At 30.0% G+C, this 24,895-nt stretch carries 18 protein-coding genes and 2 riboswitches; of the genes, 3 read left to right on the plus strand and 15 right to left on the minus strand.

The features are described 5' to 3' along the window. Window positions 1-109 precede the first annotated feature (109 nt). On the minus strand, window positions 110-1,870 hold the full coding sequence (locus tag NG901_RS10610) for a 1-deoxy-D-xylulose-5-phosphate synthase (protein ID WP_252214302.1): 1,761 nt from the start codon (window positions 1,868-1,870) through the stop codon (window positions 110-112). Between the two features lie 186 nt (window positions 1,871-2,056). Between NG901_RS10610 and NG901_RS10615 the strand changes: the two genes are divergently transcribed. Beyond that, on the plus strand, window positions 2,057-2,431 hold the full coding sequence (locus NG901_RS10615; RefSeq protein WP_252214304.1) for a MerR family transcriptional regulator: 375 nt from the start codon (window positions 2,057-2,059) through the stop codon (window positions 2,429-2,431). 120 nt (window positions 2,432-2,551) lie between these two features. Here NG901_RS10615 and yjeM read toward each other — a convergent pair whose 3' ends face one another. Then, window positions 2,552-4,063: a glutamate/gamma-aminobutyrate family transporter YjeM gene (yjeM, locus tag NG901_RS10620; RefSeq protein ID WP_252214306.1), complete on the minus strand. Its 1,512-nt coding sequence runs from the start codon at window positions 4,061-4,063 to the stop codon at window positions 2,552-2,554. 261 nt (window positions 4,064-4,324) lie between these two features. Beyond that, window positions 4,325-4,499: riboswitch (Lysine riboswitch) on the plus strand. A gap of 271 nt (window positions 4,500-4,770) precedes the next feature. Here yjeM and NG901_RS10625 point away from each other — a divergent pair. Next, window positions 4,771-6,240, plus strand: coding sequence for an amino acid permease (locus tag NG901_RS10625; RefSeq protein ID WP_252214308.1), 1,470 nt, complete (start codon window positions 4,771-4,773; stop codon window positions 6,238-6,240). 209 nt (window positions 6,241-6,449) lie between these two features. Here the strand turns inward: NG901_RS10625 and NG901_RS10630 are convergent, their stop codons facing one another. The 11 genes from NG901_RS10630 to NG901_RS10680 form a co-directional block, all read right to left on the minus strand. Further along, on the minus strand, window positions 6,450-7,286 hold the full coding sequence (locus NG901_RS10630) for an ABC transporter ATP-binding protein (RefSeq protein ID WP_252214310.1): 837 nt from the start codon (window positions 7,284-7,286) through the stop codon (window positions 6,450-6,452). Next, on the minus strand, window positions 7,286-8,368 hold the full coding sequence (locus NG901_RS10635) for a FecCD family ABC transporter permease (protein WP_252214312.1): 1,083 nt from the start codon (window positions 8,366-8,368) through the stop codon (window positions 7,286-7,288). The genes NG901_RS10630 and NG901_RS10635 overlap by 1 nt, the downstream gene beginning before the upstream one ends. Then, on the minus strand, window positions 8,368-9,390 hold the full coding sequence (locus tag NG901_RS10640) for an ABC transporter substrate-binding protein (RefSeq protein ID WP_252214314.1): 1,023 nt from the start codon (window positions 9,388-9,390) through the stop codon (window positions 8,368-8,370). Before NG901_RS10640 ends, NG901_RS10635 begins: the two co-directional genes overlap by 1 nt. A gap of 64 nt (window positions 9,391-9,454) precedes the next feature. Next, the gene (locus NG901_RS10645; protein ID WP_252214316.1) at window positions 9,455-9,796 is read right to left on the minus strand and encodes a hydrogenase maturation nickel metallochaperone HypA; all 342 of its coding nucleotides are present in this window, start codon (window positions 9,794-9,796) and stop codon (window positions 9,455-9,457) included. Between the two features lie 106 nt (window positions 9,797-9,902). Then, window positions 9,903-12,593 (minus strand): FAD-dependent oxidoreductase, encoded by a 2,691-nt coding sequence (locus NG901_RS10650; RefSeq protein ID WP_252214318.1) that lies wholly within the window; start codon window positions 12,591-12,593, stop codon window positions 9,903-9,905. A gap of 140 nt (window positions 12,594-12,733) precedes the next feature. Beyond that, on the minus strand, window positions 12,734-13,405 hold the full coding sequence (hypB, locus tag NG901_RS10655; protein ID WP_252214320.1) for a hydrogenase nickel incorporation protein HypB: 672 nt from the start codon (window positions 13,403-13,405) through the stop codon (window positions 12,734-12,736). Between the two features lie 495 nt (window positions 13,406-13,900). After that, entirely contained in the window at window positions 13,901-15,229 is a 1,329-nt protein-coding gene (locus NG901_RS10660) for a uracil-xanthine permease family protein (protein WP_252214322.1), read from the minus strand. 426 nt (window positions 15,230-15,655) lie between these two features. Further along, complete coding sequence (locus NG901_RS10665) at window positions 15,656-16,264, minus strand: methyltransferase (RefSeq protein WP_252214324.1); 609 nt, start codon at window positions 16,262-16,264, stop codon at window positions 15,656-15,658. A gap of 22 nt (window positions 16,265-16,286) precedes the next feature. After that, window positions 16,287-16,706 (minus strand): YjdF family protein, encoded by a 420-nt coding sequence (locus tag NG901_RS10670; protein WP_252214326.1) that lies wholly within the window; start codon window positions 16,704-16,706, stop codon window positions 16,287-16,289. Window positions 16,707-16,960: 254 nt separating this feature from the next. Continuing rightward, on the minus strand, window positions 16,961-18,364 hold the full coding sequence (locus NG901_RS10675; protein WP_252214328.1) for an NCS2 family permease: 1,404 nt from the start codon (window positions 18,362-18,364) through the stop codon (window positions 16,961-16,963). Between the two features lie 95 nt (window positions 18,365-18,459). Further along, a riboswitch (purine riboswitch) is annotated at window positions 18,460-18,559 on the minus strand. A gap of 206 nt (window positions 18,560-18,765) precedes the next feature. Further along, window positions 18,766-19,650, minus strand: coding sequence for an MBL fold metallo-hydrolase (locus NG901_RS10680; protein WP_252214330.1), 885 nt, complete (start codon window positions 19,648-19,650; stop codon window positions 18,766-18,768). A gap of 348 nt (window positions 19,651-19,998) precedes the next feature. On the opposite strand from NG901_RS10680, the gene NG901_RS10685 reads away from it, so the two are divergent. Further along, window positions 19,999-21,213 (plus strand): DUF6348 family protein, encoded by a 1,215-nt coding sequence (locus NG901_RS10685; protein WP_252214332.1) that lies wholly within the window; start codon window positions 19,999-20,001, stop codon window positions 21,211-21,213. Between the two features lie 136 nt (window positions 21,214-21,349). Here NG901_RS10685 and NG901_RS10690 read toward each other — a convergent pair whose 3' ends face one another. Both NG901_RS10690 and NG901_RS10695 read right to left on the minus strand, forming a co-directional pair. Beyond that, window positions 21,350-22,513: a VWA domain-containing protein gene (locus tag NG901_RS10690; RefSeq protein WP_252214334.1), complete on the minus strand. Its 1,164-nt coding sequence runs from the start codon at window positions 22,511-22,513 to the stop codon at window positions 21,350-21,352. Window positions 22,514-22,525: 12 nt separating this feature from the next. Beyond that, window positions 22,526-24,895, minus strand: a complete 2,370-nt coding sequence (locus NG901_RS10695) for a DUF5682 family protein (RefSeq protein ID WP_252214336.1) — start codon at window positions 24,893-24,895, stop codon at window positions 22,526-22,528.

The following is a 24,895-nucleotide window of genomic DNA, read 5'->3' on the forward strand; positions in this document are numbered from 1 at the left end:
TCTCAATATAGTTTATTATCCTTAATATATAGTATCATGTATTCTGCATAAAATTATATAATAATTAAAATTTTTCTTACTATATTAAAATTGTCTTCTAAATTTAAGTCTATTTAAGAGTCTTCTGTATATCTGATATTATTATCTCTTCAGTTAGGTGATAACGTTCATATAGCTCTTCTAATGGTACACTGTCAGTAAATTCTTTTGAAGCACCAAAGTTTAGTACTTTCATTTCTTTATCTCCATAGAACCTTGAAATTTTTTCTCCAAATCCCCCATCAAGTATTCCATCTTCTAATGTTATTACTAGCTTATGATTATCTAATAATTCATTTAATAGATCTTTATCTATTCCACTTATGAATCTAGGATTAATTAATGTAGCATTTATTCCTGTTGATTCTTTTAATCTCTTTTGTACCTTTTCTCCAAGATCATAGAAACTTCCAAGAGCAATGATTGCTACTTCATTTCCATCTTTAACCTTCTTATAAGTGTTTAACTTATCAAAGTTAGGTTCAATTTTAACTCCGCTTGATACTACAGTCATATTTGGAACACGTATTGCTACTGGATATTTATCTTGTTCTATTCCCCATTCCATCATTGCAATATATTCTTCTTTGTTTGTTGGTGCAAGATATACTATATTAGGAATATTAGATATTAATGGTATATCAAATATTCCAAGATGTGTTACATCTCCACCACTTATGCCTCCACCATGAACCATAATAAGTGCCGAATTATTATTTATAGCAAGATCTTGAGATAATTGATCATAAGTTCTTTGGATAAATGAACTTACAAAAGATGCAACTGGCTTGCCTCCTTGTGATGCTATTCCTGATGCCAGTGCTATAGCATGTTCCTCTGCTATTCCAACATCTATAAATTGATCTTTAAATTCATGTCTAAATGAACTTAAACCTACTGAAGCTGGGGTAGCAGCTGTTATTGCTACAATACTGCTATCTTTTCTTGCTTTTTGTGATAAAATTTCTCCTGCAATATTTCCATATGTCTCACTAGCACTTTTCACTAAAGATTCTTTGGTTTTTAAGTCAAATGGCATTACCCAATGAAAAGCTTCTTTGTTTTGCATTGCATCTTCATATCCTTTTCCTTTAACTGTATGCATATGAACTACAACTGGATGATCTATATCTTTAACTTTTGAAAATGTTTCAATTAATGATTCAATATCATTTCCATCTTTAACATAATGATAATCAAATCCTAAAGATTTAAAAAAATTATTTTCTGCTTTTCCATTAGTTTTACGAAGTAAAGCTAAATTTTGATAAAGTCCACCATAATTTTCTGCTATAGACATATCATTATCATTTACAAGTATTATTATATTTTTTCCTGATGCAGATGCATTATTTAAGCCTTCATAAGCTTCTCCCCCACTTAAAGATCCATCACCTATAACAGCTATAATATTTTCCGTATTTCCCTTTACATCACGTGCTTTTGCCAATCCACACGCTAAACTAATTGAAGTTGATGTATGCCCCACTGTAAAGAAATCATATTCACTTTCATTTTGTGAAGTATATCCTGTAACACTTTTATATTCATCTGGATTTGTAAATGCATTTTTTCTTCCAGTTAAAATTTTATGTGTATATGATTGATGTGAAACATCATAAACAATCTTATCTATTGGTGAATTAAATACACAATGAAGTGCTATTGTTGCTTCAACCATACCTAAGTTTGATCCAAAGTGTCCACCAGTCTTACTTACTCTTGTTATTAAAATTTCTCTTATTTCATTAGATAATAATTTTAATTCCTCATTATTAAGTCCTTTTAAGTCTTTTGGCTCATTAATTCTATTTAAAATATTCAATGACATACTAATGCCTCCTAATTTTTTTAAGTTTTAAAGCAGTAATGCTTGCTATGTTGATTAGTATAAAACTTAGAGTTAACTCTAAGTCAATAGATAATTTCTAATAATTATTTTTTCTAACTTTTTCTTTACTTAGAGTTGACTCTAATTGGTATAATATAATATCACTTATTTTTAGGAGGTAACATAATGCCATATACTATTAAAGAAGTAGCTGAAAAATATAACTTATCAGTTCATACTCTTCGCTATTATGAAAAAGAAGGTTTACTTCCATTTATTGAACGTAATAAACAGGGTAATAGAATTTTTAGTGATAAGGACTTGGAATGGCTTAATATAATATGTTGTTTAAAAAATACTAATATGCCAATAGCTAAAATCAAAGAATACGTTGATTTATGCATAGAAGGTCCTGAAACCATTTGTAAGCGTGAAGATATACTTTTAAGACATAAAAAATATATAGAAAGTGAAATAGAAAATTTTAATTCATATCTTAGAGTTGTAGATAATAAGATAAATCATTATATTAAAGAACAAAAGTCTATAATTTGTAAGTAAAAGTATAGATTTTTTTCTAAATATAATTTAAATGTTAAAATTGAGAAAATAGTTTAATTATTAGTTTAGCTATAAAAATCCACGATAATATAATCAAAACATTACCGCGGATTTTATAGTTTATTCTAAAAAATCATCTTTATTTTTCTTTTCATAGCTGCCATACATTAACCACGCAACTACTGAGAAGATTAAGGGGCCAGCTACACTCCAAATTGTTGTTTGCATATCCCCTTCTATAGCTGGCTGTATTATACAAAATAAATTAGCGAGTCCTACTGTTAAAACAACTATACAAGTCCAAAAATTTGCAATTCCTTGAGTTTTGAACACTACGAATGGTTTATTGATTTCTGTTTTCTTCTTAAAATACGGGAATGCAAGAGCTATGAACACATATGGCAGTGTCATAGCTACGTTAGTCATGGAAACAAGTATATTGAAGAATGCAGCCATTGAGCTTCCTCCAAAAGCTACCAATCCTATCATTACACAAACTATGGTAGCTTGAATCCACATAGCATTAATAGGCAATCCGTGTTTAGTTTCTCCAATTTTTCCAGGCCATAATTTAGTAGGTGTGCCTTCAATTATCTGCTTTAATGGTGAATACATAAGTGTAAAAAATGCGCCGGATAATGCTAGAAACATTGAAAGTCCAACATATCTTGCAACCCCCTTACCTAAAACTATAGCCATGTTCTCGCTTGCTCCAAAAGCTGTACCAAGTGAATATCCCAGATTAGACATAACTATATAACTTGCATTTCCCAGATTAACTTCCTTAATCCCCATTACACTTTCCCAATTAGTAAATACACCAATGAACAGTATTCCTAATGAATATCCTACTGAGATTATAGCTGCTGAAATAAGAATTCCTTTGGGAAAAATTTTTTCTGGCTTTTCAGTTTGATCAACTAATCCACCCACAGCCTCTATTCCTCCATAAGCGAATAGAGCATATACTACAAATGCTAACGAAGCAATTATATCTCCAATATATTTAGGATTTGGCGTTTGTGTAAATGATTTAACTCCTTCAATTGGCTCAGCTAAATTTCCATGGTTCCCTAAAAATACTGCTATAGCACCAGTCCAAAGGAATATATTCAATAATAAAACTGCTGTTCCACCTAATGATGTTACTTTCTTTATCTTATCCATCCCTTTGGTTGATGTATAAGTTACTACTAGTATCCATATAATTCCTAAAACTCCCAAAACTTGTGGTCCTTGAATACCAAATAAAGCCCAGCTTTGTGTTGTATCTTTTCCGAATATAGCATTTGATACTGGAATCCACATACCAGATGCAACGTTAACCATCCAAGTTACATAAGAAAAATACCACATAAATGTTCCTATGAATGCGAATCTTGGTCCAATGGATTTCTTCATCCATGAATAGATTCCACCTTTTTCATCCTTAAAAGCAGAACCAAATTCAGCTACCATTAATGCAAACGGAACAAAAAAGGTTATTCCTGAAAAAATGTACCAAGGAATAGCTGCATAACCCATCTTGTAAAATGATCTTGGAATATTGTTAAATCCATAAACAGATGTAAAAATCATTAATATCAAAGGTACCAAGGTTAATTTTTTTGTTGATTTTACGCTTGACTTCATTTTTTTCCTCCTTATTTTAAATTTGTTAAATATTTTCTTTCATATTTTCTAAACTGTTGTTTTATTTCAATTACAACAACAATACTTTTTCCATATTACATTATTTTTATGTATCAACTCTAATAACTAAATTGCACCACATAGAATTCATATAACTAAGAAGAAAAATCTCTCAATATTATTATATAATGTAAATACATTATTTTTTATTGACTTATTTATAATTTTACGCCATAATTATGTATGAATTAAAAAGTAAATAACTTAGATAGAGGCGCGAAATTTAATAGTAGTATTATGGAGGTAAGCTCAATGAAGTAATACGAAAGGAACTTTCGCCGAAGTAAATAGTTGATTGCTTTCATGCTATTTACTGGTCTTATGTAAAATATATATAAGACTGTCACAAATTATTTTGTGGAGAGCTATTTTCAATGGAAATTTACGATATTGTAATATTTATTTAAATATACAACTTTCGTATTTATGTCATGAGTATATGCTCATGGCATTTTTTATTGTTTAAAGCACATAAAAAAATCGCCAAGGCGACTGTGGAAACGTCGATTTTTTAGCCATGCACCCTTTCTAAACGCAGTGCAGGAATAATGGTGCAGCATTGGTCTATTATTTTTTCATGTGCCTAAATCTTTATATTATCTTAGTTACTTACTTATGGAAATTTAAACCATAAGGAGGATAAAAAAATGAGTGAAGAAAAAAATGAATTAAAAAGAAGTTTAAAAGCAAGACACTTAAACATGATAGCAATAGGTGGTTCTATTGGTACTGGTATATTTCTTGCAATGGGTGATACCTTACATGTAGCTGGACCCGGCGGTGCATTGGTAGCTTATGGATTAGTTGGCATCATGGTATACTTTTTAATAACTAGCTTGGGAGAAATGGCAACTTATATGCCAATTGCTGGCTCTTTTAGTTCCTATGCTAATAAATTTATTGATCCAGCACTTGGATTTGCCCTTGGATGGAACTATTGGTACAACTGGGCTATAACAATAGCAGCAGAAATGGTTGCCGGTTCTTTAATTATGAAGTATTGGTTTCCAAATGTAAATGCATTATTCTGGAGTATATTATTTTTAACAATAATAGTAGGTTTAAACATTTTATCATCAAAAGCATATGGTGAATCAGAATTTTGGTTTGCTGGAGTTAAAGTAGTTACAGTTCTTATATTTTTAGTAATAGGTGTTTTAATGATTTTAGGTATAATGGGTGGAAATGAAATAGGATTTCATAACTATACTATAGCTGATGGTCCATTTCATGGAGGTATTAAGTCTATATTTTCTATATTCTTAATTGCAGGTTTTTCTTTTCAAGGAACTGAACTTATAGGAGTTGCTGCTGGTGAAAGTGAAAATCCTGAAAAAACTATACCCAAAGCTATACATTCAATATTTTGGAGAATATTAATATTTTACTTAGGAACAATAATTGTCTTAGGTGCTATAATACCATTTACTAGTGCAGGACTTGATACAAGTCCCTTTACAATGGTATTTGAAAGAGCTGGTATAGCAGGAGCAGCTTCCTTAATGAATGCAGTTATATTAACTTCTGTATTATCTGCTGGTAACTCTGGCATGTATGCATCAAGTAGAATGCTTTTTTCCATGGCTAAAGAGGGTATGGCCCCTAAAATATTTGCTAAAACCAATAAAAAAGGAGTACCTGTAAATGCTGTACTTTTAACTACATTAATTGCTTCAGCTTGTTTTTTAACTGGTATATTTGCTGAAAGTACCGTTTATGTTTGGCTTGTTGCTGCATCTGGTCTTGCTGGATTTATAGCTTGGGTAGGTATAGCCATATGTCACTATAGATTTAGAAAAGCATTTATTCACCAAGGTAAGGATTTAAAAAGTTTAAAATACAAAGCTATATTATATCCATTTGGACCTATATTAGCTTTAATAATGTGTACAATCATAATGTTGGGACAAGGCTACTCATGTATAAAACCCGATGGAATTGATTGGCAAGGTTTAATTGCATCTTATATAGGAATTCCCCTATTTCTTGCATTGTATATAGGTTATAAAATTAAACATAAAACTAAAGTTATTTCTTTAGATGATGTTAATTTAAATTTCTCTGAAAATAATAATGATTTAGAGGAAGTTAAATTCAAAACATCAGAATCAGTATAATTGACATAATAAAATTTAAATGTAAAAACCCACGGCTAAGTTTAATGAACTGCACCCTTTATAAAAACAGTTTTATTATTTTAACTGTCTACTATAAAGGAAGCATATCATAATTAATCGTGGGTTTCTTGTTTGATGCCATCATGACCTTTAAAATCCATCACCAAATAAATCAATTGTATCTAATTCTATAAAATATCTGTTGAACTTTAATGAGTATGCACTCCTGTAAATCCATCTTCATGTATATGATCTATTCCAAGTCCTTTAATATGTTCATGTGTGTGCATAAATGATACTTGTAATTTTTTATTTACAGGGTTAACTCCCACATATGCGTTTACACCAAACACGTCTTTTAACATTTCAGAATTTATCACTTCTTCTACTGTTCCAAAATTCTTTATCCTTCCATCTTTCATTACAATTAAATAATCACAATACATAGATGCTAGATTCATATCATGTATAGCTGCTAACGTAGTTATATTAAGACTTTTAACTAAGTCCATAATTTGTATCTGATATCCTATATCTAAATGATTTGTTGGTTCATCTAATATTAAAAATTTAGTATTTTGAACTAAAGCCCTTGCTATTAATGTTCTTTGTTTCTCTCCACCTGATAAATGAGAAAAACTCCTCTTACTATAGCTTTCTAAGCCTACCTTTTTTAGCATTTCTCGAACCATCTGTAAATCATCTTTAGAGTAATCTTCAAAAACAGATTTATATGGATATCTTCCCATCTTTACTATTTGCTCAACAGTAAAATCAAAGTGAGTATTACTTTCTTGAGCTAAAACTGCAATTTCTTTTGCACAATCTTTATGTTTCATCTTATCTAATTCTTTATTATCTAATAATACACTTCCACTTGATGGTTTATAGAGTCTGTATATATTTTTAAGTACTGTAGATTTTCCTGAACCATTAGGACCTATAATTCCTACAAATGAACCTTTTTTAATCTCAAAAGATATGTCTTTTAATATTTCTTTTTTCTCTATATTAAACCTTAAATTTCTAACCTGTACTTTAAACATTACTCTTTTCCTCCAAACGAATAGTTTTTCTTAGAAATTAAGTATAAGAAAAATGGACCTCCAACTAATGAAGTTATTATTCCTATAGGTATTTCTATTGGTGGGAAAAGCCCTCTAGCTATAATATCTACTGTTATTAAAAATATAGCACCTATTAATGATGAAAGTATTATAAGTTTTTTATGATCACTTCCTACTATAGTTCTACATATATGCGGCACTACAAGTCCTATAAATCCTATTGCTCCAGTTATAGAAACTAATGATGATGTAAGCAGTGTCGCTAATATTAAAATTATAGATTTTATAAGCTTTATATTTATTCCAAGTATTATTGCACTGTCATCACCAAGAAGTAATATATCTAGTGATTTAGATATCATTAACGCTATTATCATAACTACAACTAAAATAATAAATGGGAATAATAACACATCCCACTTCGCTCCCCCTAAGCTACCAACAGTCCAAAATAAAGCACTCTTTGCTTGATTTGAATTTTCTGCTGAATATATAATTAAGTTAGTAAGTGCCGAGAAAATTGTTGATATTGCCATCCCTGATAATACTAATCTTGTTGTAGATGTTGCTTTTCCCATTTGAGTGCCTATAGCAAAAACTAACATTCCTGATATAAGAGAACCTAAAAAGGCTCCTGCTCTAATACTATTTATTCCAAGTAATGACATACCACCTAAAACTATAACAAAAACAGCACCACAAGATGCCCCTGATGATATACCCAATATATATGGTTCAGCTATTGGATTTTTAGTGACACATTGCATAAGAACTCCACAAATTGCAAGTCCTGCTCCACATATAGCTCCAAGTAATACTCTAGGGAATCTTATTTCCCATATTATATTTTGTGTCATTATAGTTCCAATATCACTATAAACTATACCATTTGTTAATTTACTAAGCAGTACTTTATATACTTCTCCAGGTTCTATATATGTACTACCTATTGCTATTGCTCCAACTGCTGCACCTGCTAATATTGCAGTTAAAGCTATAACCCAAAATAAAAAACCTTTCTTTTTAGAAAGGCTTTTTTTATCTTCTAAAGCTACCTGCATTACTTATTTTGTCCAAAAAAATATCTGTACATTTGCTCGATAAGCTTCGGATTTCTAATACCTGGAGATAAATCAGCTAATCCTACAACATATATTTTATTATTTTTTATAGCAGGTACATCTTTAAGCGCAGGATGAGCTTTTAAGAAATCTATTTTCTCTTGTACTGGGTTTCCTGCCATGAAATCAGTTACTAATATAACTTCTGGATTCTCTGCAACTATGCTTTCCCACGAAACATTTATATAAGGCTTAGTCGCATTTTTAGAAAATACATTATTTCCACCTGCAAGTTCTATTAAGTTGTTAGCAAGACCTGATCCAACTACCATTGCATCATTTTCGCCAGAATCATATACCATCATTTTTACTCTATCTTCTTGTTTTATATCTCCTACTTTATCAGTTACAGCTTTTATATCACTTTTCATTTTAGCTATTACTTCTTTAGCTTTGTCTTGTACTCCAAATATTTTCCCCAATAGCTCAAAATCTTCATAAACAGTTTCTACTGTAGAATCTGCTCTATAAGACTTAGCCATAAATGGAGTTATATCTTTTGATATAAGTTCATCTGGTGATCCTGTAGTTTGTTCACTTATAGATGAATCCCATCCACTTACAAAGTCTGCACCTGTAGCCATAAATCCTTCTTTAGATACAGAATGACCTTCTCCAATTTTAAGTACTGGTATTTTATTATAGGCTTCTTCAAATTCAGGTAATATAGGATTATCTAAAAGTGCTGTCCCTATCATTTTATCCTCTAAACCTAATACTAATAACATTTCTGTCATAAATTGAGATAATGTAACTGCCTTTTGTCTTGGTGATTTTACTGTTACATCATAATCCTTAGCACCATCTGAATATACAAATTTTACTGCTTCAAAATCACTTGTATGAGCTTCAGTATTTGATTTTTCCACTTTATCTATTTGATTACTAGAGCACCCTATTCCACCTACTGCTAATGCAGATATAGTTAATGCAGCTATAATTCTTTTTAACTTCTTGTTCATTCCTATTTTCTCCATTTCTTTGTTTTATAAATAATTCCATAAATGTTAAGATGGTAAAGCAGTTTTAACAAGCGATGATTTCCTTAATCATAAACTCTTTTCCGCATAATAATTCCCAGTGTTTATCTCCACAGTTTGAGCATTCACCATTATTTTGAATAATATTAAAAACTGTATTACACTTTTTACACATACCATTACCTGGTAATATCTCAATTCTTAATTTTGTATTTTGTAATAAGGTACCATCAACTGCTGCTGGATAACAAGCTTCAATATATTTTGGAATCATAGATGAAAGTTCACCAATTTGAAGCACTACTGTTTCTATTTTGGTCAATCTATTTTTTTCTGCGAAATTTTTAACAGTCTTAACAACTTCAAACACCACTCCTAATTCATGCAACTAAAACCACCTCTACTTCCCTATATTAAAAATCTAAATGGAATTTTGTGTTCCCCACTGTATTTTTTTGTACAATGTTTTGCTATTCCACCTTACTTTTTTCTAATTAAGAATTTCTTTTGAGACTCTTTTTAATTCTTCTAGCTTTAATTACTAATTTACGCTTAATTACATTTTTAATAACTTTAGGTTTAAGCTCTTTAAGTGTTACGCTTTGTGCATCATATTTTCTGTAAAGTGTAATAGCATCAAATTTACATCTAGTTGTACATGCACCACAACCTATACATTGATATTCATCTACAGTTGTAGCTCCACAACCAAGACAACGTTCTGTTTCCTTCTTCACTTGCTCTTCTGTAAATGTAGGACGTAAATCTCTAAATGTTTCTTTTGATTTAGCACCTTCTATATGATCTATTTTTTGTCTCTTAATATGATCATAACCTTCTAAAGTTAAGTTTTCTTTATCCAATGCATGATACACTCTTCTATCACGTCCATAAACTAAGCTTTGTCCAGGATGAACATAACGGTGAATTGATATTGCACCTTCTTTACCTAAAGCAATAGCATCTATAGCAAATTTAGGGCCAGTCAAAGCATCTCCACCTGCAAATACATCTGGTTCTTTTGTTTGTAAAGTAAATGAATCTGCTTTAATTGTCCTGTTTGGATTTAATTCTACTTTACTATTTTCTAGCAAATTGCCCCAATCTATTCCTTGACCTACTGAAATCAGAACATGATTTGTGTTAACAATCTTTGTTTCATTTTCATCAAATACAGGACTAAATTTTCCACTCTTATCGAAAACTGAAAGACATTTTTTGAATTCTATTCCTATAACTTTTCCATTTTCTTTAATAATTCTTTTTGGACCCCAAGAATTGTTAACCTCGATATCTTCTTCCATTGCTTCTTCAATTTCTTCATCAAGTGCCGGCATTTCTTTTCTACTTTCTAGACAGAACATATTAACTTTTGAAGCACCAACTCTTGTAGCTGTCCTTGCAACGTCAATTGCAACATTTCCACCACCAATTACAACTACATTTCCTTCAAGTTTTACTTCATTGCCTAGATTTACATTACGTAAAAAATCAACACCTGTAATAACACCTTCTGAATCTTCGCCCTCAACACCAAGTTTTCTACCTGTCTGAGCACCGATTGCAAGATAGAATGCCTCGTATCCTTGGTCTCTTAAATATTTAAGACTTACATCTTTACCAACTTCAACACCAACTTTAAATTCCACTCCCAATTCTCTCAAAATTTCAATTTCTGCATTTATAACATCTTTTTCTAATCTATAAGATGGAATTCCAAGTGTCAACATACCACCAAGCGCTTTTTGCTTTTCAAATACAGTTACCTTGTAACCATCAAGTGCTAAGTAAAAAGCACAAGATAGACCCGACGGACCAGCGCCAACAATAGCAATTTTATTACCATATTCATGTCTTAATTTTGGCACATAACGATTTTCCATATTTAAATCTTGTTCAGCAATAAATTTCTTAATTTCATCAATAGCAACTGGCTCATCAATATCTCCTCTAGTACAATCAGATTCACATTTTCTTGGGCAAATACGTCCACATACTGCTGGAAATGGATTTTCATGTTTTATAAGTTCAAGTGCTTCTTTATATCTACCTTGAGACGCTAACTTAATATAACCTTGAACAGAAATATGAGCTGGACAATTTGTTTTACATGGACTTGTACCAGTCTCAACAACATTTTCTCTATTGATACGATAATCAACATTCCATTTGTCATCACCCCACTCTGTATTGTGAGCAAAATCTTCTCTCTTCTTCTCAACAATCGGTGTTTTAGTACATAATTTTTGACCCAATTTCAATGCATTAACTGGGCAAACTTGAACGCATTCTCCACAAGCAACACATTTATCTTTATCTATTCTCGAAACATAATTTGAACGCACCATATCATTATTTTGGAACATTCCAGCAATTCTTGTAGCGTAACATGAACATCCACAACAGTTACATATAGCATGAGTATGCCCTGGGCCATCTGCATTTGGTATTTGATGCATTAAACCGTTTTCTTCAGCTCTTTTAATAATCTCAAAAGCTTCTTCACGAGTAATTTTTCTACCTCTTCCTGTGCGTATATAATATTCCGCAGCATGTCCAAGTTGAATACACATATCTTCCTTTAAATGACCGCATCCTTCTCCCATAGCTTCTCTTGATGTACGACAAGAACAATCTGAAACAGAGAAAACAGTGTTTTCATTAAGATATTTAGAAATTTCTTCATATGATGCTCTTCTAGTCTCACCTTGAATAGCTGTTTCTATAGGAATAACACGCATAGGACCTGTTCCTACTGAAAAAACACCTGCTGTTATATAAGCTTTTTTTCTTCCATACCCTTCAAAAGCCTCTGCAATTTGCTTATAATTTTCAATACTTTCCCTACTAGGGTGGTTAACTATCATTTCCATTTGCCCTGGAACCCAAAGATCAAACCAAAATTTATCAACCCCATCTATTTCATTTACAAAGCAAGCACCTGCAAAAGCTAAATCTAATAATAGCTTTGCTGTTTCTTCTACAGATTTACCACACAAAGCAGCCACTTCTTCAGCACTCTTCTTTTTACGTAATTCAAGACAAAGTCCTACTTCTGCCATTTCATCCGTAACAACTGGTTCTAAAATTTTATATTCTGGGTCTTCTGGTGTAATTGCAGCTTTTGAACCTCTTTTTTTCATACTTATATGATTAGCAAAATCCAATACTTTTTGTTTTACCATATCTATTCCCCCATTTAAAATTTGCTATGCTTTAAGCGCCTGTTGATATTTTAGTATTCTTAAAGTAAATTCCTCTGTCCATGAGCTTTATACTACAATATCAACATGGTTTTAAAATATAGCTTAAAATTTATATCACATTATTTTTCGTTCCAAGTCTTAACTTCAGTACGTATCCATTCAGTCCATGTATCAATTCCTTCTCCAGTTTTAGCAGAAATAGGAATTATCTTAATATTTGGGTTCAATCTTGTAGCATACTCTTTAACTGCTTCTAAATTAAAATCAAAATAATCTATTGCATCTATCTTATTTATTAATAAAACATCAACAATAGAAAACATTAAAGGATATTTTAGAGGCTTATCATCCCCCTCTGGTACACTTAAAATCATTGCATTTTTTGATGCACCAGTATCAAATTCTGCTGGGCATACCAAATTTCCTACATTTTCTAATATTGCAAAATCAATTTCTTCTGTTCCTAGTCCATATAGACCTTGTTTTGTCATATCTGCATCCAAATGGCACATACCACCTGTATGCAATTGTATTACTTTAGTACCAGTTTTAGACACAGTACTTGCATCTACATCTGAATCAATATCTGCTTCTAAAATTCCTATTCTCATTTCATCTTTCAAAGCTTCAATAGTTCTTAAAACAGTTGTTGTTTTGCCAGAACCTGGTGAGGACATTAAATTTAATAAAAAAGTTTTACTTTTTTTTAATTCTTCTCTAAGCAAATCTGCTTGTCTATCATTATCTTCAAAAACACTTTTCTTAATATCAATGACTTTATACTTATCCATATAATTCTCGACCCCCATTTTTGTTAAATTCCATCCTTTTATTTTTTTATATTTGGCTATGTTTTAGCAAAGTGGGCTGAGTAAAATGCCACTTTACCTATTACATATATCAACACGCATTTAAAACAGAGCCTTACATTTAAATAATAAAAAGCATTACCTTTAGGAAAATTATATCATATAATCCATAATAAGGATTGATATTTTTCACATAATTTTCTTATTCTTATAACTGTATTCATAAATTGCTTTGATTTTTTCATACTATACTTGAACAAAATATAAAATCACTGTGTTTTTATATTAAATATAATATGAAACTATTAATATATGTTATGATATAATTTTTGACTTAAACTTAATACTCGCTAATTACAAAGATTAATACAAAAATCCACAATACTAATTTATTGTGGATTTTATGGTAGAGACGAGATATCTATATGCTCCATTAGCTCTTTCTCGCTATCGTTATAATTTTTTATTTATATTCTATTATTTATTAATGCTTATTACGTCTGTCTCATCTTTTGGTAAAATTAAATTTAAGGCTATAGCTACTAATGTAGTTACAACTATTGAAGATTTCCCAAAAATTGATATAAACCAAGCTGGGAATAAAGCTAATGCATCTGGAACTTGAACTATTCCTACACCTAAAGCAATTGATAAGCCTACAATAGCAGTATTTCTAGCTGTAAGTTTAATTGATGAAATCATCTTAATTCCAGTCATTGTAATAGTTGCAAATACTGATAGTGTAGCTCCTCCAAGTACACACTGTGGAATACTTGTTAATATTGATGCAAATTTAGGTACTATTCCTGATATTATAATAACTATTGAAGCAAATACAAATACGCTTCTATTTATAACTTTGTTCATGGTTACTATGCCAACATTTTGACTAAATGTTGCAGTAGGCATACCGCCAAAAAATGCACCAACAATGCTACTAATACCATTACCAATTATTCCACCTGAAAGCTCTTTGTCTGTAGGAACTCTATTCATTCCTCCCCCAGTAGTAGCTGAAAAATCACCTATTGCTTGAACAGAATTTACAATATGCATTATAACCATAGATATAATTGCTGTAGCATTAAAGCTCATTCCAAAATGCATAAATTTAGGTATTTGCATCCACCCTGCTGTTTGAACATCTGTAAAAGAAACCATTCCAAAACATAAAGCAACAATATAACCTACAATAATTCCTACTAATATAGATGCAAGCTTTAATGATCCTTTAGTAAAATAATTTAAAAATATTACTACACATAAAGTTATAAGTGCAATCCCCCAGTTTTTAGGTGAACCAAAAGTTGAACTTCCAGATCCACCAGCTATATATCTAATAGCAACTGAATATAATGATAAACCTATTGAGAATATAACAGTTCCTGTTACTATTAATGGAAATAATTTAATTAACTTTTTAACAAATATTCCAAAAATAACAGCTACTATTCCTCCAATTACTTGTGCTCCCAAAATTGTTGCAATATTAAATTCATCAGCTATGGCTATTAATGTTGGTACATAAGCAAAACTTGTTCCTACAATTATAGGCAATTTAGAACCAATTACTCTAAATATAGGGAAAAGTTGAATTAAAGTTGCTATCCCTGCAAAAAATAATGATGATTGAACAAGTAGAATTTTATCTTCTGGGCTTAATCCACATACACCTGCTACTATTATAGCTGGAGTAACGCACCCAATAATCATAGCTACAACATGTTGTAATCCTAACGGAACTATTTCTTTTAAATTTGGTCTACCTTCAAATTGAAAAAGTAAAGACTTCTCATTTAATCCCATAAAAAAACTCCCCCTTGTACTAAAGCCTTGTTATACGTTTACAATGATTTTTATAAATATTATTACGCAATACTTATGCCAATTAAATTTACTATTTTTACCCATTACTTAAGTTTATAATAATTAAATTCATTTTATATACAAAAAAATTTTTAATAATTATCACTTTGATAACTTTTTTCTCATTTTGATAACTTTTTTCTTTCTTAGTCCCTTGATTTTCACTTATTATGCGTTATTTAATTTATCATTTTAATAAATTAAATTAGAAAGTGCTAATATTTCTTAAAAACTCAATACATAATTTATTATAAATTGACAACAAATATAACTATTGGTATTCTAAATACAATAATAGGTAGATTTATGTAAAATAAATCTACCTATTATTAATTTAATTAGTTCTATATTTTTTCTAAAAGATATTTATATATATGATAACTTATATATTAAAAATCTATCTCTACTATCATTTTTAAAATTATCTAATCTTATTTCTTTCTTTATCATAAAAAATGCATATTGTTCTAAGAAAAATATATAATCATTTGAAGGATAAAAAAGTATAATTTCTATATTTCTTTTATTTTTATATACTGAACCTATAATATTATCTATTACCTTCATAAAAATTTCTATTGAAAAGGGATTAAAAAAATAAAACTTATTATCTTCTGGTTGAATCTCATATTTTTCTGCTAATGTACAAACAAATTTAATCTTATCTTCGTCACCGTTATGCTTTTCTAAATAACATTTTTTATTATTTAAAGCTTGTTTATAAAAATATTTACTCATTTCAATTCCAGTCACTTCACATTTGAATAAATAATTTAAGTAAAAATTAAGCCTGCCTTTTCCACATCCGAAATCAACTACTGAATCCGTATTATTTAATTTATATTCTTCACATAATTTATTTAAAGCTTCATAGGCTGTTGGTTCATATCTATTATAATGTATAGTTGCCTCTTCTAAATCTTGTTTTCCAGCTGTTTTAATATTTAATATATTTTCATAATATTGTTCTTCCATATAATATCCTCTTATTAAATGACTAATGTCCCTTATGTTTTTCTTTGCGTTTATCTTTCTTCATTTTATACTGTTTTCTTTCTTCTGCTTCCTTTTTTTCTTTGTTTCTCTTCCTACCTTCTATCTTATTAGCTTCATGTTGCTTTTTTAAGGCTATTTGTGCTTTCGTTCCAATCCCCTTGTTTTCTAACTGTTTTTTTATTAGTCGTTGTTCCCTCTTAGGATTCACACGCTTTATTAAAAACTTTTTCTCTTCAAATTCCTGTTTAATAAAACTCAATTTGTAATAATTGTTTAATACAAATTCAAAAACTTCTGCATCCTTTGGTTCTGCACCAAAAATTATTTTACTAACTTTGTAGTATTCCCCTTCTTGAATTTCAAAAATTCCTATCCAAAAAGGTTCGTTGAAAAAAACTGTTAGTTTAACTGATGTTAACATAAATTTCTCCTCCTGAAAATAAAAAATTCTCAAGAGAATGGACAACCCAGGAGGGCAGGTTACTGCTATATATTTATATAGGTTCTGACTACCAACAGAACTGTGTTTTTATCTCTCATTTAATATTATACCTAATTTATATAAAATGATAAACATTTTATATAATAAATAACTTTGACTAAAGACACTTTTTTATAAGTATATATTCTATATGTACCAATTTATTTCTACTTGATTCTTTTATAACAATTTTTCTATTGTGGTATTAAAATATATCTTAAAACAAATAGTGCTGCTAAGATATACATAAGAGGATGAACCTCTTTTCTTTTACCTGCAACCAACTTAACTATTGGATAAGTAATTATACCCCAAGCTATTCCATTAGCTATTGAGTAACTAAAAGGCATCATAACTATAGTAAAGAAAGCTGGTATAGCTTCATCTAGTGTTGAAAAATCAACCTTTGTTATTGTTTGAATCATTAAAATACCTATAAGAATTAAAACTGGTGCAGTAGCTTGTGCAGGTATTATCCCAACTAAACCAGAAAATAATAAAGTTAAAGCTGTAAATATACTTACCACTACAGCTGTTAAACCTGACCTCCCTCCCTCTGCAATTCCAGCAGTTGATTCAATATACACTGAGATAGTAGGAAGTCCAAAACATGCACTAAGAGTGGTTGAAAAGGAATCTACTATAAGAGCTTTATTCATATTTTTAGGTGTTCCATTTTCATCTATCATATTTGCCTTCTGTGAAGTACCTACCAAAGTTCCTATAGTATCAAACATATCCACTAATGAAAATGTTAAAATAACCATTACCACAGCTGTTATTGCTCCTACAGCGCCAGCCCCATTATGAGATACAAGACCACTAAAATCCATCTTCATAAATGTTGGTGCCAAAGATGGAGGAAGTGAGAATATTTTTACATTAGCTAAATTTGTTATACCCATAGGGATTCCAATAAGAGTAGTTGCAGCTATGCCTATAATCATATATCCCTTAACATTTTTTACCATTAAAATTACCATTATGAAAATTCCTATAATAGTAAGTAAAATTCCCTTTTGAGTAAAGTCTCCAAATTGCATTAAAGTTCCTGGATTTGCTATTACTATTCCCCCATTTTTAAGTCCTATTAAAGCTATGAATAGTCCTATACCAGAAGTCATTGCGATTTTTAAATTTTGAGGCAATGAATTTACTATTAACTGTCTTAAAGATGTCACTGTACATATTATGAATACAATACCTGATATAAATACAGCTGCCACCGCTTGTTGCCAGGTAAATCCCATGGTTAAACATACTCCATAAGTGAAGAACGCTACAAGTCCCATACCTGGTCCTAGCACATATGGAAGGTTAGAATATAACCCCATAAATAATGTAGTTATTGTGAAAATAACACAAGTAGCTGTAAATATAGCACCTACTACAGGGTCATTTATTATACTTAAATTATTAGCTGCATCTCCTAAGGCTCCTTGAGAATTCATACCAGCTTCCTTAAGAATATTTGGAATAACTAATATGGCGTAGGCTATAGTTATAAAACTTGTTATTCCAGCTAAAATTTCTGTTTTAGTTGTTGTGCCATTTTCCTTTAACTTAAATAATTTTTCGAGAATTCCTTTATTATTCATACTCTCCTCCTAAAAATAAATATAAAAAAGCTACCATTGGATATAGGTAAATCCAATGGTAGCTACAGCTTCTAATTTTATATAGAATATTGTATAGCAAAAACGGATTAACCCATAGCTAAGAAGTTTACGGCTTCTTGTAGAAACTCTTTGCCCAATTGCAAAAATTATATGGATATCATTAAATTATAAATTTATTATAACAGAGAATTTTCTAAATGCAACGGTATTATTTCCCACGATTCAACAAATTTAGATTTCATTTTAAATGAAAAACCACCATTGAATATAGATAAATTCACTGGTGGCTACAATTCTACTTTATTTGTTTATACTACTGGTCTATTACATGATATTCACTAATCCTATTAAATAATTATTTTCTATCTTTATAATTTTCTTTAATATAAATCCGCTGTAGGTTTTTCCTTAACTTCACCAGTTTTCTTATTTCCTTCTATAAATACATTTATATCTTCCATATTACATTCTGATAGTTCTTCATCTCTAACCTTATTTATTTTTGATATAGTCTTTTCTAAATCAGTAGATTCCCCTACCAAATCTCCGATTTCCTTTATATATCTTATGAAAACCTTAAACTCTTCATTGGTATATTTAGAATGATGAGATGGTATATAATATTTCGATCCATAAGAAATAAGCTTATCTAAAAGTGGATATAGCTTTTCTCTTGAATAACTCCATGGCCCATTATACATATCTAAATACATCGCATCTCCCATAAATGTTACCTTTTCTTCTACTACATTTACTAAGCAGCAATCTTTTGAATGGTCAGCATTTATATATTCTACCATTACTGTTACTCCACCTAAATCTATCCCTATACTTCCATCAAATATAATATCTGCATTTGCTAATTCTATATTTCTATCATTATTTGGATGCTCTATTTTTATATGTTGTTCACAAAATTCTATTTCTTGTCCATTTTCTACTCTCTCCCTAATAGCCTTATCAGTCCATTCTAATCCTTTCATCCATTCTAATTTTTCATTAGACTTTTTATGTACTATATTAATTAAATTCATAGTTTTCATTCCCAAAACATGATCCCAATGCCAGTGAGTTAAAACTAAATATTTAACCTTTGGTATATCTAATTCCTGTACATAATTCAAAAACTTTTCTGCATGATCTTTTGAGTTACCACCATCAATCACTAATGAATACGAATCTCCTACTACTAATCCTAAAACTGGTCTATCCCCTTCTTGTTCAAAATCCATATAATAAACTCTATCTGTTAATTTATTAAACATCTTATTTCCTCCTTCTATATCCTTGTCTTTTTTACATTACTATCATAATTACATATATATGATAAGCTCAATTACAAAATCGTTTATAGCATTGTTTAAAAGGAACTAATGAAGATCATAGCATTAAATAGAGTTAAAAAAAAGCAATATTAGTATTAGTTATTTCAACGATAATAATAGCCATAGAAAATAGATTTTTTCAATTTTCTTAAATAGTAATATTAAATCCTTTGATATTACTATTTAAGTTGACTAATCCATATAAGTTATTTTATACTTTTATTGGAATAATAAGTATCTGTAAATATATTATTGAAATTGTAACTAAATACAAAAGGAGATTATTTAATGGGTTTTATACGCAACTTATTCAAAGGAAAAAAAGACAAAAATCATATGGATTCAAATAATTTTTATAATACTCAAGAAAATGAAAATGCTTTAAATAATTCTGATTTAACAAATGAAGAAAAAGTACTTAATATACTGATTAATTCTGTTGAAAATAGTGTACTAGAATCTAATTCATTATTTATAACAGATATAAAGTTAAAAATAGAAGTACATGTTCCTCAAGCTACTGAAAATATGGCACAAGTTATATTTGTGTTAAAACATAATTTATTTAATGAAGAGTTTGTTGAATCATCAGCAGGTGTTGGAAATACTACAGATATAGCATTACAACAGGCAACTGCCAGCTTCTGTTTTTCTGCTTTATGTGGTATAACACATGCTTTAAAGGATGAATATGGACAAGACTTTGAAAGTAAATTTAACAAAAAGATAAGTAAATTCAAACTATATAAAAGCTGCATATCATCTCAAGGTAAAAAGAAAGTTCAACAAAATCCTATAGATTATTGGGAAGTTATTAATAATGAAATAAAAAATAGATTAGGCATCAAACCAGTATACTGGGTAAAAATATATCTTAGCAAAACTGCTAATTCAGTTAACTGTGAATGTCGAATAAATGGAATAGTAAGTAACAACATTACTAAAATATTAAATAAAATTGCAGAAGAATGGGATGTAGAAACTACTTTATATTCAGAAAAGCAATTCTTTGTTTTGATACAAGCTAAGGAAACCTACACTCAATACAAATTCAGCAAAGAACAAGTCATTCACAATACACTAAAAGCATTAGATTTGTTTAAATTATGTGATACAAACGAAAAATATGAAAATTTATATTATCAGTTCATAAAAATGTGTAATGATCCATCTTTAGCATGTGACTTATTTAACTTTATTCCAGAGATATTCTGTAAATTTATCTTTCCTGAAGTACAATATGCTGAGAATATGACACTATGTAGTAGCATCGAAAATGTTACTTTATTTAAAGATCAGCTTACTTCTTATAACTGGATATATCAAACTATTGATAATCAAATAAGAAGAGGTTGTTTTAATAATGATGAATTTAGAAATATTGTAACCTGCAGTGCTTCATTTAACGCTATAAACAAAGCTCTTAATGATGGAAGTAAAATAGAAGATTTACTTATGTGTCCTTTATCTTTTAATATTTTTGAAGATTACATTATTTCATAACTTATTTATTGTAAATTCCTGTACAACCTCAAACAGCAGATAGTTTCATGTCAAATCAAAACTATCTGCTGCTTTTATTTAATTACCTTAATATATATAACTTGCTTACAAGAAATTAAAATGTTCCAACATAAAATTATTTTTTATCTATCCTTATCTCTTCACCCTTTAATGCTTTTTCAAGTAATTCTGGAAGAAAATTGGGTGAACATGCAAAACTCGGTACTCCAAACTTAGCAAACTTATTTGCAAGATCCTTATTGTAATATGGTTCTCCATTATCACTTATTGCAAGAAGACACACAACAGTTACTCCACTTTCTTTAAGATATTTTATCTTATTTATTAGTGCACCCTGATTACCCCACTCTTCAAGATCTGATATGAGAAATAAAAGTGTTTTCTTTGGATCTCTTATAAACTGCTCACAATAAACTACTGATTTATGTATATCAGTACCTCCACCAAGCTGTATTCCAAAAAGCATATCAACAGGATCATCATATTTTTCAGTAAGGTCAACAATACTTGTATCAAATGCAACAACCCTTGTACTTACAGATGACATTTTTGCAAGAATACATCCCATTACTGTTGAATATAAAATTGATTCTCCCATTGATCCACTCTGATCAATATCAAGTATTATATTCCATCCATTTGCTTTATTCATATGCTCAAAAAAATACATTTTTTCAGGTATTATTTTATTTAAATCTTTATTGAAATTTTTTAAATTCCTTCTTATTGTATAGTTAAAATCAAGACTTGATGCTGTTCCTCTTGAAACATGATTCTTTTTGTTTAGTGCTGCAAGAACTGCTTTCTGCACATCATTATTTATTCTTTTATTTATATCCTCTACAATATTTTGTATATACTGACGTACACTTTCTTTTGAACGTTCTGGAACCTGGTTTTTGAGTGTTAATAATGTGCAAGCAAGATTTATATCTGGTGCCATTCCATTTAATACTTCTGGTTCAAGCAAAAGTTGTTTCATTCCTTTTCTTTCTATTGCATCATTTTGAATTACCTTAACTATATCCTTGTCAAATATTTTTCTTATGTCTCCAAGCCATTTTGAAATCTTAGGAGCAGAAAACCCGTTACCTGCACCGCCATATTTCTCAAGTTCATGATTGCTGTTGTCATAAATGGCATCTAATGCATTAGCCATTAGGAGTTCTTCTTTATCAAGTGCTATAATTCCTTTATCTCCAACTGTGCTTTTAAATGATTCCTCACTTTCTTTTCCAAGAACCATTCTCCACTTTTTTATATTTTCAGTTTTCTCCAAACATTCTACCCCCTAAAAATCATCAAAATTGAAATTATCAAGATCTTCTAATATTTTTTCTTCATCTTCTGATAATTCTTCATTTAAATATTCACTTAAATCATCTGCACTTATTCCCCATAAGTTTGCAAGATTTTCTGCTACCATATATTTTTCTTTTCCATTAAAGGTACTGAATGTTCTGTGAAGAAATACTACTGCACTTTTGAATTCTTCCTTATCAAGATTCATAATATATTCATCAAGCTTTTCCCATATAGTGAGATTTCCTAAAATAACATATCTGTTTCTACATGCCAGCCCTTCAAACCATCCTGCTCCTATATCTGGTGGAATTCCTGGAAGAAGTCTTCTTCCAATTTCACTGCTAAGCATTTCCTTATCAATAAGTCCTCTTTCTATAAGAATTGAACATGCTATTCCTGAAAGTTTTGAATTTCTGTCATCTCTGTTTGAAAGCTCTATGAGTTCTCTTATATAAATTTCAGTATTAACTACATCCTCATGGTATTGTGCTATTACATCAAGCTGTTCAATTGATTTGCTTAATAATTTTGCTGCAGCATCATCACAGTTTGAACATTCAACCATTATAAGCGCTGCCCTTAAAAACAGTTCTGATAAAATTGGCTTTAATATTTCTGTGTCTATCTTTCTTATTGTTCCAAATCTAATTATATATGATAAATTAAATGCAACTTCTGAAATTTCATCTAAAGCATTTATATCCACTGCAAGTTTCTGAAGTATATTAATTGAATATGATGCCATTTTATCCATACCACACTCATAACATTTTGAAATCATCTCTGAAACTTCTTTTATCTTACTTGCTTTATCAAGCCTATCTTTCAGTACATACGCTGCTGCTATCTCTATTGTATCCCCCATTAGTGATGCTTCAACTATTTCAATTTCAGTTTCAGGCCTCCATGCTAATGTCCATGCTTCCTTCCAGTTATTATCTCCATTTAATCTTCTCTGAATTTTACCAAAAGAAATATTTAATACCTCAAGCTGATGTAAAAATGATGAACGATTTAAATCCATAAAAGCTGATTTCTCACTTTTTACTCTTCGGTTTTCCCTCAAATCCAAAGTTACATCAGTAGCAACTAAAGTTTTATATGAAGTAAGCTTTAAATCCTTTATCATAAAATTAAAATTATTTTGCAAAGATGTATTACACATTCCTTCTGGAAGATGCCCTATTTTAGTACCTATTTCAACTTCAGCAGCTGCTGTCACAATTTTACTGAACGTTCCTTCTCCAAGACATGTTTTTGCCCCGTCCCTTAAGTCCTGAAGAATAGGAATATTCCCTCCATGCATATTTGAAAGTGCTTTTGCAAGTCTTACGGCTTCTATAACTTCTGCTGATGACTTTATATGACCTTCTTTTCTCATACTTCTTACTATTACAGTAAGATATCTTTGTGGAAGTTCATCAAGTTTATTTTCATTTAATAATTTCCACATCATTTCAAAATAATTTGGTGCCTTATTTCCTGCCCCATAGCCACTTCTATCACTTAACCTGTAATATGAATAAGGCATAAGAGTAAGCTTTGAAGATTTTCTAGGAAGTTTTTTTATTTCTTCTTCACTAAGTGGTAAAGTCTTTTCACTCATAAGGCTTAATGTATGATATGCACCAGTGACTATTACCATTTTATTTTCTCTGTAACCGTCTTTTACAGCCCTTTCAATTTCACTTTTCATAAAAGCTTCTCTTAAAATATTTCTCGCATCATCTTTTTGTCTGCTTTCCTGTATCTGCCTTAAATTGCTTCCAAATTCCATCATGGCCTGTCTATAATAATTATAGTCAAGATGTTCAAAGTTCCTTTCCCAGAATGCATCATAGTCAAATTCATCACATGATCTATATAATGTTTCATATATATCTGTATAAATTTCATCTTCATTACTGATCTGTTTATCATTAAGTTCCAGATCCTTTTTTATATTGGAATCATCAGATCTTTCTGTATTTTCTTCGTCTTCACAAAGCATATTTTCCATTGCCAAAAACACATCTGATGGCAAATCAATAAAACGTACTTCCTTGTTATTAGATTTTGCCCATTTTATTGCAACATACTCTGGTGAATATGATGCAAGAGGATAAAGAATTGTTTTAACAGGCATTTCATCCGTATAAGCCAATATTGCAATTGGAGGCACAACATGTCTATTTACTATATTATCAAGTTCATTATTGGCATCACTTGGCCCTTCTACAAGTACAATATCGGGATTTATCTTATCTAAGTATTTTTTTAAAGCATATGCTCCATTAGGGGAAAGATGTCTTACAGGGAAGAAGCTGGCTGCATAATTTTTTTCATGGATATTTACTTCTTTATTGCTTCCACTCAT

This window comes from Clostridium sp. CMCC3677, from assembly GCF_023845585.1.
Classification (GTDB): Bacteria; Bacillota; Clostridia; order Clostridiales; family Clostridiaceae; genus Clostridium; species Clostridium aquiflavi.